Source organism: Paraburkholderia sediminicola (assembly GCF_046026855.1).
GTDB classification, from domain to species: domain Bacteria; phylum Pseudomonadota; class Gammaproteobacteria; order Burkholderiales; family Burkholderiaceae; genus Paraburkholderia; species Paraburkholderia sediminicola_A.
In genome coordinates, this window is the sequence record NZ_JAQQET010000002.1 from 258,807 (window position 1) to 270,500 (window position 11,694).

The window sequence follows — 11,694 nt, forward strand, 5'->3', positions numbered from 1 at the left end:
TACGAATTAGCCGACGACAAAAGGAAAGGCCGATGACAACAACTCAAAGAAGAATGGGGTTCAGTCTTTATGTTTTGCAGGCCGTGGGAATCCTCGGCGTCCTGGTTTCGCTTGCGAACCATAGAACCGCTGGAATTTTTCTTTCTGCCCTGCTGACCGGGATTAGCGCCATGCTCATTAATCGTATTGTGCGCCGGCATCCGGGCGTGCTTCAACGGTCCACATTTATCACCAGGATTCATCTTCTATTTTTGTGGTGCGTCATAGGATGCATAGGTTTGCTTTTGATTGGGCCGTCCTTGCTCCAGCTCCTGAATGTGCGTCATTGATCGCCCTGACCCATTCCTTCGATCACACGCGCAACGCTGCATCACCATGGAATCGTTTCGTTTTCCCAGCGCGTGAACGTCCCTGTCGGGCCGTCCGGGCCCAGCAGCGCGACGCGCACTGCCTCGCGAGCGCCCTCCACGACAGTCTCCGTGCCCGCGTATCCGTTGAGGTTCGTCCTGGTGAAACCCGGGGAGACAGCGTTGACCTTGATCCCATCCGGCTCCAGCTCGATTGCCATGGCGACCGTCAATGCGTTGAGAGCCGTCTTGGACGCTGGATAGACCGGGCCGAAGATCGCGCGGTAAGCGAAGGCCGGGTCCAGGTTCGTCGCCAGCGACCCGACGCCGCTCGACACGTTGACGATGCGCGCGCCCGGTGTCTTGCGCAGGAGCGGCACCATCGCCTGGTAGACGGCAAGAACGCCAAACACATTGGTGTCCCACACCGCACGCATTTCATCGAGGGACACGTTGCTCGGGCGGGTCGTCTTCGCATACTCCTCGACTGCCTGACCGGGCCGCTTTTTCGTATTCGAGATTGCCGCGTTCTGGATGAGCACGTCGAGGCGGCCAAACTCATTGCGGACACGCTGCGCCGCGGCTGTGATCGAAGCCTGATTCGTCACGTCGAGCTGGAGCGCGTAGGCGTGCCGCCCGACCTCCGTTGCCGCAGCCTCGCCGCGCTCGAGATTGCGCGACCCGACCAGCACGGTGAAGCCGTGTGCCGCGAGATCCTTTGCGATCTGAAGACCGATTCCTTGATTAGCCCCGGTGACCAGGGCGACGGGTTTGTCCTGCATAGCAACCTCCTTGTCGTATTGCGCTGTTGCGCAAAGAAGCCATTTCCGATTTCAGTTCAGGGCGGTGGCACCGGCCACTTAGCTAACCTCGGCCGCCCATGCTTCAGCGTCGGCGCCGGCCGGGATACGCATCGGGGATGACGGATCGGTCGCCGCGCGCCATACGGCCTCGGCGACGTCCTGTGCCCGGGTGACAGGAGAAGATGTATCCGCGAACCTCGCGAAGACGCTTTTGACGAGATCGGCATAGGCTTCATGGTCTAAGCCGTGCATATGGGCGCGCGCGTTGTCTCCGAAGCGGGTCTCGGGCGCACGGCCCGGCAGCACCAGGCGCACCCGCACGCCGAACTGTTCGAGCTCCAGCGCAATCGACTCGGTGAATGCGTTCACCGCCGCCTTGCTCGCGCGGTACGCTGCGATCAGGGGGAGCGCCTTTAGCGTCACGCTCGACGTAACGTTCACGACGACGCCGGCCTTGCGCTGCCGAAACTGCGGCAACACCGCTTGCGTCAATGCGATCGTGCCGATCGTGTTGGTCTCGAAAATCTCGCGCACCGTCGCGATCGGGACGAGTTCGCCCGGAGAAGCCGCGCCGAAGCCCGCGTTGTTGACGAGGACGTCGATCGGGCCTGCGGCCTCGACAGCCTCGCGGATGCTCTCCGGATTCGTGACGTCGAGCGCCAGCACGCGCAAGCGGTCTGAAGGCGGTAGCACGTCGGCACGCGGTGTGCGCATCGTGGCGATGACCTGCCAGTCGCGTGCCAGAAAGAAGCGGGCGGTCTCGAGGCCGAATCCGGAAGAAGAACCGGTGATCAGAACAGTTTTCATAGGAATTCCTGTGTCGACCGGAGTTGGCGCTTTAGCTGTCGACCAGAGTTGGCGCTTTAGCGCGCTACTCGGGTCCCATGCAGAGCACTTACTCCGGTCCCATGCAACCTGGTTGCTGGGATGGTTTGTGTGCCCATACGATAGATCGCCGCGACCGTACTTGCTACAATCAATCATCCGAATTTCATTTGCAGGAGTCCGGCGATGATTGATCCGTTGGCCGAAGTAGTGACGCTGCTGCAGCCGAATGCCCGGTTTTCCAAACTCGTCCACGGCGCCAGCCCTTGGCGCATCAGCCGCTCGGATGCCGGCCAGCCGTTCTATTGCGTGATCCTTGAAGGCGGGTGCCGCCTCGCGATTGACGGACACGAGCCCATCGAGCTGCTGTCGGGTGACTTCGTCCTGATTCCCGCGGCGTATGGCGTCGCGATGTCCAGCCTCGCGCCGCCACCGCCGGGCGTCGAGACAGCGGCGCCAATCGCGCTGGGCAACGGTGAATTCAGAATCGGCGCCCCGGACACTCCGATCGACTTACGAATGGTGGCGGGCCACTGCAGCTTCGGGTCACCGGATGCGACCCTGCTGGTCTCGCTGCTGCCGCAACTCGTGCATGTCCGCGGCGAACAGCGGCTAGCCACGCTTGTGCAACTTGTGCGAGAGGAAACACGCGAGCAGCGGCCCGCGCGCGAGGTCGTGCTCTCGCGACTGCTGGAAGTGCTGCTGATCGAGGCGCTGCGGTCCACGGCAGGAACGAGCGCGTCACCGGGCCTGGTGCGCGGGCTCGCCGACGGCCGCCTCGCCGCCGCGATCCGCACAATGCACGAACACCCGACGCGCGCGTGGACGGTTGCTGAACTCGCGAAGGAGGCCGCGCTTTCGCGTTCTACCTTTTTCGAGCGCTTCAGCCGCGCGGTCGGTGTCGCGCCGATGGAATATCTGCTCACCTGGCGCATGGCCCTCGCGAAAGACCTGCTACGTCGCAATGAAGGGCGTGTCGCCGAGATTGCGCAGCGCGTCGGCTACAGCTCTGCCAGCACCTTCAGCGTCGCCTTCACACGGCACGTCGGCCGACCGCCTACGCAGTACGCGCGCGAGGAGCAAGCGGCCGCGAACAGCGCGTAAGACGACGCAAAGAAGTTGTTCTCCGATCTGGACACGCGTCACTGCCTCATGCACTACCCACACGCATGGGAGGCGCGATCACTGACGGAGCCAGTTGCGGGTCCGCTTTTCGAAGACGCGGGTCAACTGCTCGACGCCGCTACCGATGGAGACGGCATTGCATTGGCTCGTCGCTCACTGATCCGATCCGGCGTCGTCGGGCTGCTTAACCAGAAAATCGTTGTAGCTTCGGTTCCGGATCCAGGACGGCGCGCGTCCACGGCCGCTCCAGGTCGCACCGGTGACGGGGTCCTGATACTTCATCTGAAGCGGTTTGGTGCTGTACGTGCCTCGCCGGTCGACACGTAACTGGTTAGGCACAAGGTTGAAGAAGTTCATGACCTGGCGGACGTGTTCAATAGCGGCTTTCTGCTCCTGCTGCCAGGCGACTGATATCCGTTCATCGAGTTGCGCGAGTTGCTGCTTCAACATCTTTACCCTGCTGCTCATGCTCTCTTTCCGTCGTACATGACCAGGTTGTTGCATCGCGTTCCCGGTCTTTGCGGTTACATCCCGCACTGACTTCGCAGGCACGCCCTCATCCCGTTCCGTAAGAACCCTCAGAGGCGCAGCCCACGCCTTACACTCTCGCATATCAAGTGAGATATGAAATGCAATCGTAATAATATCCAGTTGAATTTTAAATATCAACTGATATCCTTCCGGCCATGAACACGGTGACCAAACCCCCGCGACTGAGCCGCGAAGAAAGTCGATTGCAGACCCGGGCCCATTTGCTTGCTGCGGCCAAGCGGCTGTTTGTCGAGAGAGGTTTCGGCGCCACGTCTCTCAGGGATATTGCGGCCGAGGCAGGTTATACGCAGGGTGCTTTCTATTCGAATTTCGCGAGCAAAGAAGAGCTGTTTGTGGAACTGATGCGAGAGCGGTCGAAGACGCAGGTGACCGACATTGCCCGGGCGTTGAGTGACCCATCTGCGTCTGCGGACGACATATTGAACGCGTTGGAGGTCTGGGCGCAGACACTTGATGCCGAGCCTGAGTGGTCTGTGTTGGGCGTTGAATTCAAGCTTCAGGGGCGCCGCAACCCCGTTTTTGCAACAGCCTCACAGGCGTTGCTGGACGCCCACCGTGATGGCCTCGCATATTGCATCGGGCAGATTTTCGCCAGACTGGAAAGAGTGCCGCCCGAATCGCCGACCGTATTGGCCGCGTCCTTCATGGGGCTCTCACAAGGCCTCGCGCTTCAGCGGTCGATGCTGTCCGAGGTGCCCATTGGACATATGATCATGGTGTTCCTGCGCAGCCTGGTAGCCGCGGCGCCGCGCGTACGCTGATCTGCGATGTTGCTCTGCCGATAATGGATGCGGTCGGCTCCGCGATGCCGGCTCGATGCTGAAACAGCGGCTTAGGGAGAAGTCGTCAAGACCAGTTGCTTATCAGTACCGCTCGCCCCACTAGATGAATTCCGCGACGCGAACAATGATCAATGCCGCTGGCACGAGCACCGCCTGTGCGCATAGCGTTCCGAGAACGCGCGCGCCCACGAGGGTCGTGATCGCACGCCGGAAGTTGTTTTCCGAAACCCGGCCTTCAATCACGTCGTCTGTCATTACCGAAACTTGCGGGTCGATGACGACTGCCAATACCACAGTCGCGAAGCCATTGATAACCGACGATAGATTCGCACATGTCACTCGCAAGTCGGGCTTCAGGTATCCCGCATAAAGGGATGCAAAAACGCCGACTGTCCAGATCGCCATCGCAAGAACATTCAGCCCTATAACGGTCCAGGACACGCCTGCTCCAGTTGCCAGTTGGGTGACGTTCTGTCGCAAAGGGAGCCGCGCTCCATCCCGAATGTAGTTGACGCCCCCACGACTGAAGATATGGAGTAGCAGACGGCCGCTGCGCAACGTCTATCCCGTTTTGTCGACCGTTCGCGTCGCTGAGGCACCGATCGGACAGAAAGCGGCTGGAGCATTGCCTAGCCGCTTTGCGGACGAATCGCGATCGGACTGCGAACGGCTCGGCGTAAGAGTGGACACGGGCTTTACTCTCGTTGACCGGCAAAGCACTTGAGATCGCACGGTTCGACGAACCAGCGACAGAGTGCGTCCTCCAATCCGTCCGTGCTGTTCTGCTCACCGGCCCAGGCAATGCATGCATCGGGACGGATCAGCATCGAAGGCCCGGTGTCGACGGCGACACAACGTATCCGCTGCGTGATGGCTGCAACAAGCCTGGACGCCTTCCCGTCGGTTGAGGCGTCGAGAAAAACGCCCATGCCATCCTGCATGACGTCGTAGAGCGAGACATCGGCATCGCCGTGGCTGATCGGCTTGTCGCCAATCAGCCGTCCGACGTCGTCCAATTCCGATCCGAGATCGTAACGGGTGGCAAGGCCGCTCATCATCTCGCCGATGAGTCGATTGACGTCATCGAGTTGCATGAGGTTTGCGAGGAGGTCCCGCATCGCACCCGATTGTGGATCGGGCCGCAGAATGGCGATCTGGGCAAGGGTGTTGGCCAGAACGGCTTTGGCGACCGGCCGCCGCTCGACCGTGTAGGTGTCGAGCAGACTCTCTGGCATCTCGCCGCGAATGACCGTGGCGAGCTTCCAGCCGAGGTTTGCTGCGTCCGCAAACCCAAGGTTCAAGCCCTGACCACCGAACGGCGAGTGAACATGCGCCGCATCACCGGCAAGCAGCACTCTACCTCGCCGGTAGGTATCGACAAGCCGCGTGTTGTCCGCCCACCGGCTCCCGCTTTCGAGCGCCTTCACACGGACGTCCGCGCCGCTGATGCGGCGTAGTACGGCTTCGATCTCCTCGCGTGTAACCGGAGCCTGCCGGTCTTTCGGCGGCCCGATGAAGTCCAGCATGAACAATCGACCGGGGACGGGCCCGTAGCAGAACACGCCACCCGACGTGCGATTCCAGCCAATAGGCAACAGGCGGTCGGGATGGTCGATCTCCGCGACGACCTGGTAGAACGTCGACGTTGGAGCGGTGCCGGGGAAGTCAAAACCGGCCATCTTGCGAATGAGACTGCGCCCTCCGTCGCAACCAACGAGGTAGGCGCAGCGGATACGGCCTCCGTCTGCCGGAGATGCCCACTCCAGCTCAACGCCGTTCACCTGCTGGACGACATTGGTGACGTCGCACTCGCGACGTACCTCGATCCCAAGAGCGCGCGCGCGATCGGCCAGCATGGTTTCGACGTCATGCTGACGCACCAGGCGGGGACGCCGTTCCGGCTCTTTCTGCGCGCTCTTTCGGATCAGAGACAGGCCACCGAAATGGCCACTGTACTTCGATGCCCGACCACGCAGCTCCGCTCCGGTCTGCTTTGTGAACTCATCCATCGCCGCGAAGCTGCGCGCCTCCGCGGCGGCGATGGCCGCCGCCATCCCGCGCCGTGTCAACGATTCGATTCCAAGCGGTCCGACCGACATTGCCTTCATGGCCATGCTCGCCGCAGCCAGGCGGTCCAGCACGAGGACCCGCACGCCGCCCAAAGCCAGTTCAATGGCGGTCAGCAGTCCAACCGGCCCGGCTCCCACTACTACAACATCAACCGATGTTTTCATATACCAAGTCTCAATGTGTACTCAGTACATAAAATATACGATAAGATGGCAACATGTCAATGCCACCCGACCGCCGATCCCGTAAACGCCTCGCCACGCGCGAAGGCATCTCCAATGCCGCCACGCGCCTCTTCCTGGAGCGGGGCTTCGATAATGTGACGGTGGACGAGATCGCGGCAGCCGCCGACGTCGGACGGATGACCGTGTTCAATCACTTCCCCCGCAAGGAGGACATGTTCTTTGATCGCGACGAAGAGGGTCGCGAGATGCTGCGCGAGGCTTTGCGGCAACGCGATCCGCGCGTTGCTCCGATCGAGACGTTACGTCTGCTCGCGCATCGGCTGGTTGCGGAACAGAGCCCTTACGTCAGATTTTCTGCTGGGAGCCAAGGCTTCATAGAGACGATCGAGGGCAGCGAAACCCTCAAGGCTCGGGCGAGAGCGATACGTGACGAGATCGCGCAAGTCGTAACGGTGGCGCTATCCGAATGCGTAGGGCGAAAACCTGCCGATCCCGACGCCCATCTGGCAGCCGATCTGCTCCTGGCGACGTGGACCGTGGCCCTCATCCAGGCTCACCGGACCTTTCGACAAACGCAAGATACAGAGGACGCGAAAGCCACCTTTCTCGCGATTGTTGATAAGGGAGCCATCGGCCTAAAAGCTGCAATGGCAGGCACGCCTTACGCCTGAGCACGCGCTTGCCTACGCAGCGATCCATGATCGGACCTGTGTCGCGAACGGTCGTACGACGATTTCGTTCACGTCAACATCGCCGGGTTGCTCAATCGCATACAGGATCGCGCGCACGGCAAACCTGGTAGCCGCGTAGACGGCAGCAGTGGGCTGAACGACGAAACCGCCGATCGTGGACGCCATCTTTTCCGGGGTATTACCTCTATTACGCTTCCCGCAAACAGATCCCGCCTACCTTGCAGGCTTTTATTGCGACGATTCGCGAACATGGAGCCGCAGCCACACAAACCGAACCTACGACGTAAGCCCGGCAGCGTACATCATCACGGCGCGCGCCGGGTCTAAACACCAGCCAGGGCCGGCAGTTCTGCCTCGTACGACAAGAGCTCGCGCCGGTTGCTCATCAGCGGCTGACGTTCCACGTGGTTCAGAGGCGGCGCGCTCCCGACGCGCACCGGAACGGGCGCTGGATAGCGAGCGTTTTTCCTCTCGAGAATGGCCCGGCTCAGAAACCCGGCGCTATACGCTTTCAGCAAGTGCGGATGGTGCGCTTCGATATACGCAGCAATCTGCGCCTCCGCACTGTCGATCCTGCCTAGTAACGCCAGCGTGCTCGCATCCCAACGGAAGCGCAGGCCGAGTTCATCGAATACGCTGTTATAGGCGCACAGTTGCGCCTCGACTTCCGCATCATGCGCGCTGTCGCAAGCGTCGAACTGGGACGGGTTCATGGTCGTCTCCTTGAGGAAAAGGGCATGACCAAGAATAGGCTGATGCATCGATAAACAATAGTTAAAGTTATTTCGAAAAACGATAACTATTTACTTATACATCCGCTCCCCAGAGACGACGGCAACAAAATCTGGTGCCTGGACAGCCGCGTTGCCCTCTCGCACAACCCCACAGCCAGAAGCAGCAGACCCATCTATTAGGTATGCCTAATGCAAACCATAAAATGTTTTAACTTTCCCTTATTGCTGTTCTCGCGCAGCATCCCTCAGACGCGCTCTACGCCAAACACCTTTTATCCAGTTGTCGTGCGATCGACGGATAAGGGTTTTCGTTAGCGCAATTTCGTCTGGCCGACCATTGGTGCTTCATTGCCCACAGGCAAACCGGCTATGAAGCGATTCGATCACGTAGGTCCAACGCGCCGTTCGAGCGCGACGGAATATACAGGAGACGAAAGACATGGGACATTCCAACGTACCCGGGCAAAGCAGCACGGCGTTCTGGCATCACCGCTGGGTACAACTGGCGATCGGTATCGTGTGCATGGGGCTCGTCGCGAATCTGCAATATGCGTGGACACTGTTCGTTGTACCGATGGACAACGCTCACCATTGGGGGCAGGCGGCGATCCAGACCGCGTTCACCGTCTTCATCGTCACTGAAACCTGGCTCGTGCCCGTCGAAGGCTGGCTCGTCGACAAGTTCGGGCCGCGCCCGGTTGTGATCGGCGGTTCGCTGTGTGCGGCGCTCGGCTGGATCATCAATGCGCATGCGAGCAGTCTCGCTGAGCTATACGTCGCGGCAGTGATCGCCGGCATCGGTGCGGGTTGCGTATACGGCACCTGCGTCGGCACGGCACTCAAATGGTTTCCGGACAAGCGCGGTCTCGCAGCCGGTTTGACCGCGGCAGGTTTCGGCGCCGGCGCGGCCGTCACCGTCATTCCAATTGCCAACATGATCCAGCGCTCAGGCTACGAGCACACGTTCATGTTCTTCGGCATTTTCCAGGGCGTCTGCATTCTGCTGCTCGCCACCATGCTGGTACGGCCAAAGCCGCCCGCAACCGCGGTCGCCGCCAAACGCGTGGTCGCCAGCAAGATCGACTACACGCCCGGCGAGATGATCCGTTCGCCGCTCTTCTGGGTGCTGTATCTGATGTTCGTGTTCGTCGCGGCCGGCGGCATCATTGCGACCGCGCAGCTTGGGCCGATCGCGAAGGAATACGGCTTTGCCAAGCTGCCGGTGAGTCTGCTGGGCGTCACGCTGCCGCTGCTCACGATGACGCTCTCGATCGACAATCTGTGCAACGGCTTCACGCGTCCCCTGTGCGGTTTTCTGTCGGATCGCATCGGCCGCGAAAACACGATGTTCATGATCTTTCTCGGCGAAGGCGTCGCGCTGCTGGGACTCATGCAGTTCGGCCACAACCCGTACGCATTCATGTTCTTCGCAGCCGCCGTGTTCCTGTGCTGGGGCGAAATCTTCTCGATCTTCCCGGCGACCTGCGCGGACACGTTCGGCAGCAAATACGCCGCGGCCAATGCCGGGACGCTCTATACCGCGAAGGGTACCGCGTCGATGCTGGTGCCGATCGCATCGGTGCTGTCGGCGAACGGTGGCTGGAGCACCGTGTTCATCTCGGCGGCGGTGGTGTCGATCGCTGCAGCCGTGTCCGCGAAGTTCATCCTCGCACCCATGAGAAAGCGCTGGATCGAGAACTCGGGCGCGCCGGCCGGCGTAGTCGTCGCTGAAGCGCGGCTGCAGCCGTCGCCCGGCGGCTCGCCTGAATAAACAACAACGCGAGCGCGCAGCTCACGACAAACCCCATAACGTCCCGCGACCAAGGAGAGACATCATGGCAGAAGCCGACAGCCCTACAGCAGAAAACAGCCAGAAACAACAGGCAGCCGAGACGACCGACGGATTCCATCTCGTCATCGATGCGCTGAAACTGAACGACATCAACACCATCTTTGGACTGGTCGGGATTCCCATCACGGACCTTGCGCGGCTCGCACAAGCGGAAGGGATGCGGTTCATCGGCTTTCGTCATGAACAGCACGCGGGCAACGCAGCGGCCATCTCCGGCTTCATGACGCAAAAGCCAGGCATCTGCCTGACGGTATCGGCACCGGGCTTTCTCAACGGCCTGACGGCGCTCGCCAACGCGACCACCAACTGCTTCCCGATGATCCTGATCAGCGGTTCGAGCGAGCGCGAAATCGTCGATCTGCAGCAGGGCGATTACGAAGAAATGGATCAGTTGAATGCGGCCAAGCCGTATGCGAAGGCCGCGTATCGCGTGCTGCATGCGGAAGACATCGGCATCGGCGTGGCGCGTGCGATTCGTGCCGCGGTGTCGGGCCGCCCGGGTGGTGTGTATCTCGACTTGCCGGCCAAGCTGCTCGCGCAAACGCTGGACGCCGTGAAGGCCCAACAGTCGCTGGTTAAAGTGGTCGACGCCGCGCCGCGTCAGTTGCCAGCGCCCGAATCGGTCAAGCGTGCGATCGATGTGCTAAAGAGTGCGAAGCGCCCGCTGATCCTGCTCGGCAAGGGGGCGGCGTATGCGCAGGCTGACGCCGAGATTCGCGCGTTCGTCGAGCAAAGCGGCATTCCCTATCTGCCGATGTCGATGGCCAAGGGCCTGTTGCCCGATACGCACGAGCAATCGGCGTCGGCGGCGCGCTCGTTCGTGCTGCAGGAAGCCGACGTTGTCGTGCTGATCGGCGCGCGTCTGAACTGGCTGCTCTCGCATGGCAAGGGCAACACATGGGGTGCGGAGCCGAAGAAGTTCGTCCAGGTTGATATTTCGCCGACCGAAATCGACAGCAACGTCGCGATTGCCGCGCCGGTGATCGGCGATATCGGCTCGTGCGTGGCGGCATTGCGCGCAAGTCTCGATGCGGAATTTCCGAAGCCGAGCGCCGAATGGACCGGCGCGATCGCCGAGCGCAAGAGCAAGAACCTCGCAAAGATGGCCGCCACGCTCGACAAGAACCCGTCGCCGATGAATTTCCACAGTGCGTTGCGCGCGATCCGCGATGTGCTGAAGACCCGCCCGGACATCAACGTCGTCAACGAAGGCGCGAACACGCTCGACTACGCGCGCAGCATCATCGACATGTATGAGCCGCGCAAACGCTTCGATTCGGGCACATGGGGAATCATGGGCATCGGCATGGGCTTCGCGATCGGCGCGGCGGTGACGAGCGGCAAACCGGTTGTCGCGATCGAAGGTGACAGCGCCTTCGGTTTCAGCGGCATGGAACTCGAAACCATCTGCCGTTACGACCTGCCGGTTTGCACGATCGTATTCAACAACAACGGCGTGTATCGCGGCACCGACGTGAACCCGACGGGCGGCAAGGACGTCGCGCCGACCGTGTTCGTGAAGGGCGCGCGCTACGACAAGATGATCGAGGCATTCGGCGGTGTCGGCCACCACGCGACCACACCGGAAGAACTGACCAAGGCGCTGCTCGAAGCGATCGCATCGGGCAAGCCGACCCTGATCAATGCCGTCATCGATGAAGCGGCCGGCACCGAAAGCGGCCGCCTGACCAATCTGAATCCGCAAAGTGCGGCGATGAAAAAGTGAT

General features: G+C 61.1%; 12 protein-coding genes and 1 pseudogene. 6 read left to right on the plus strand and 7 right to left on the minus strand.

Annotation, left to right across the window (positions count from 1 at the left end; translation table 11 throughout):
• Positions 1 to 32: 32 nt before the first annotated feature.
• Positions 33 to 329 (plus strand): hypothetical protein, encoded by a 297-nt coding sequence (locus PQR40_RS03330; RefSeq protein WP_408508409.1) that lies wholly within the window; start codon positions 33 to 35, stop codon positions 327 to 329.
• 41 nt (positions 330 to 370) lie between these two features.
• Here PQR40_RS03330 and PQR40_RS03335 read toward each other — a convergent pair whose 3' ends face one another.
• Both PQR40_RS03335 and PQR40_RS03340 read right to left on the minus strand, forming a co-directional pair.
• Positions 371 to 1,129 (minus strand): SDR family oxidoreductase, encoded by a 759-nt coding sequence (locus PQR40_RS03335; RefSeq protein ID WP_408224484.1) that lies wholly within the window; start codon positions 1,127 to 1,129, stop codon positions 371 to 373.
• 78 nt (positions 1,130 to 1,207) lie between these two features.
• On the minus strand, positions 1,208 to 1,957 hold the full coding sequence (locus PQR40_RS03340) for an SDR family oxidoreductase (RefSeq protein WP_408224487.1): 750 nt from the start codon (positions 1,955 to 1,957) through the stop codon (positions 1,208 to 1,210).
• Between the two features lie 204 nt (positions 1,958 to 2,161).
• Here PQR40_RS03340 and PQR40_RS03345 point away from each other — a divergent pair, with 204 nt between their 5' ends.
• On the plus strand, positions 2,162 to 3,079 hold the full coding sequence (locus PQR40_RS03345) for an AraC family transcriptional regulator (protein WP_408388263.1): 918 nt from the start codon (positions 2,162 to 2,164) through the stop codon (positions 3,077 to 3,079).
• A 174-nt stretch (positions 3,080 to 3,253) separates the two neighbouring features.
• Here PQR40_RS03345 and PQR40_RS03350 read toward each other — a convergent pair whose 3' ends face one another.
• Positions 3,254 to 3,568 carry an H-NS histone family protein gene (locus PQR40_RS03350; protein WP_408388265.1) on the minus strand — a complete coding sequence of 105 codons (315 nt, stop codon included), beginning with the start codon at positions 3,566 to 3,568 and terminating at the stop codon, positions 3,254 to 3,256.
• Positions 3,569 to 3,786: 218 nt separating this feature from the next.
• Here PQR40_RS03350 and PQR40_RS03355 point away from each other — a divergent pair, with 218 nt between their 5' ends.
• Complete coding sequence (locus PQR40_RS03355; RefSeq protein WP_408224496.1) at positions 3,787 to 4,413, plus strand: TetR/AcrR family transcriptional regulator; 627 nt, start codon at positions 3,787 to 3,789, stop codon at positions 4,411 to 4,413.
• A 120-nt stretch (positions 4,414 to 4,533) separates the two neighbouring features.
• Here PQR40_RS03355 and PQR40_RS03360 read toward each other — a convergent pair.
• Positions 4,534 to 4,980: pseudogene (locus tag PQR40_RS03360) on the minus strand (lipid II flippase family protein); the annotation flags it as partial.
• A 149-nt stretch (positions 4,981 to 5,129) separates the two neighbouring features.
• Complete coding sequence (locus tag PQR40_RS03365; protein WP_408508410.1) at positions 5,130 to 6,668, minus strand: FAD-dependent monooxygenase; 1,539 nt, start codon at positions 6,666 to 6,668, stop codon at positions 5,130 to 5,132.
• Positions 6,669 to 6,727: 59 nt separating this feature from the next.
• Between PQR40_RS03365 and PQR40_RS03370 the strand changes: the two genes are divergently transcribed.
• Positions 6,728 to 7,360 (plus strand): TetR/AcrR family transcriptional regulator, encoded by a 633-nt coding sequence (locus tag PQR40_RS03370; RefSeq protein WP_408224502.1) that lies wholly within the window; start codon positions 6,728 to 6,730, stop codon positions 7,358 to 7,360.
• 12 nt (positions 7,361 to 7,372) lie between these two features.
• On the opposite strand, the gene PQR40_RS03375 is transcribed toward PQR40_RS03370, so the two are convergent.
• Both PQR40_RS03375 and PQR40_RS03380 read right to left on the minus strand, forming a co-directional pair.
• Positions 7,373 to 7,546: a hypothetical protein gene (locus PQR40_RS03375; RefSeq protein ID WP_408224505.1), complete on the minus strand. Its 174-nt coding sequence runs from the start codon at positions 7,544 to 7,546 to the stop codon at positions 7,373 to 7,375.
• Between the two features lie 158 nt (positions 7,547 to 7,704).
• The gene (locus PQR40_RS03380) at positions 7,705 to 8,094 is read right to left on the minus strand and encodes a hypothetical protein (RefSeq protein WP_408388269.1); all 390 of its coding nucleotides are present in this window, start codon (positions 8,092 to 8,094) and stop codon (positions 7,705 to 7,707) included.
• Between the two features lie 460 nt (positions 8,095 to 8,554).
• On the opposite strand from PQR40_RS03380, the gene oxlT reads away from it, so the two are divergent.
• Both oxlT and oxc read left to right on the plus strand, forming a co-directional pair.
• On the plus strand, positions 8,555 to 9,886 hold the full coding sequence (gene oxlT, locus PQR40_RS03385; protein ID WP_408508411.1) for an oxalate/formate MFS antiporter: 1,332 nt from the start codon (positions 8,555 to 8,557) through the stop codon (positions 9,884 to 9,886).
• 64 nt (positions 9,887 to 9,950) lie between these two features.
• Positions 9,951 to 11,693 carry an oxalyl-CoA decarboxylase gene (gene oxc, locus PQR40_RS03390; RefSeq protein WP_408508412.1) on the plus strand — a complete coding sequence of 581 codons (1,743 nt, stop codon included), beginning with the start codon at positions 9,951 to 9,953 and terminating at the stop codon, positions 11,691 to 11,693.
• Position 11,694 lies beyond the last annotated feature (1 nt).

Bases quoted from the DNA above. Each gene is read 5' to 3' on its own strand.
- oxc (WP_408508412.1), top strand. From the start codon at position 9,951: ATGGCAGAAGCCGACAGCCCTACAGCAGAAAACAGCCAGAAACAACAG.
- PQR40_RS03330 (WP_408508409.1), top strand. From the start codon at position 33: ATGACAACAACTCAAAGAAGAATGGGGTTCAGTCTTTATGTTTTGCAG.
- PQR40_RS03380 (WP_408388269.1), bottom strand. From the start codon at position 8,094: ATGAACCCGTCCCAGTTCGACGCTTGCGACAGCGCGCATGATGCGGAA.
- PQR40_RS03355 (WP_408224496.1), top strand. From the start codon at position 3,787: ATGAACACGGTGACCAAACCCCCGCGACTGAGCCGCGAAGAAAGTCGA.
- PQR40_RS03370 (WP_408224502.1), top strand. From the start codon at position 6,728: ATGCCACCCGACCGCCGATCCCGTAAACGCCTCGCCACGCGCGAAGGC.
- PQR40_RS03345 (WP_408388263.1), top strand. From the start codon at position 2,162: ATGATTGATCCGTTGGCCGAAGTAGTGACGCTGCTGCAGCCGAATGCC.
- oxlT (WP_408508411.1), top strand. From the start codon at position 8,555: ATGGGACATTCCAACGTACCCGGGCAAAGCAGCACGGCGTTCTGGCAT.
- PQR40_RS03340 (WP_408224487.1), bottom strand. From the start codon at position 1,957: ATGAAAACTGTTCTGATCACCGGTTCTTCTTCCGGATTCGGCCTCGAG.
- PQR40_RS03375 (WP_408224505.1), bottom strand. From the start codon at position 7,546: ATGGCGTCCACGATCGGCGGTTTCGTCGTTCAGCCCACTGCTGCCGTC.
- PQR40_RS03350 (WP_408388265.1), bottom strand. From the start codon at position 3,568: ATGAGCAGCAGGGTAAAGATGTTGAAGCAGCAACTCGCGCAACTCGAT.
- PQR40_RS03335 (WP_408224484.1), bottom strand. From the start codon at position 1,129: ATGCAGGACAAACCCGTCGCCCTGGTCACCGGGGCTAATCAAGGAATC.
- PQR40_RS03365 (WP_408508410.1), bottom strand. From the start codon at position 6,668: ATGAAAACATCGGTTGATGTTGTAGTAGTGGGAGCCGGGCCGGTTGGA.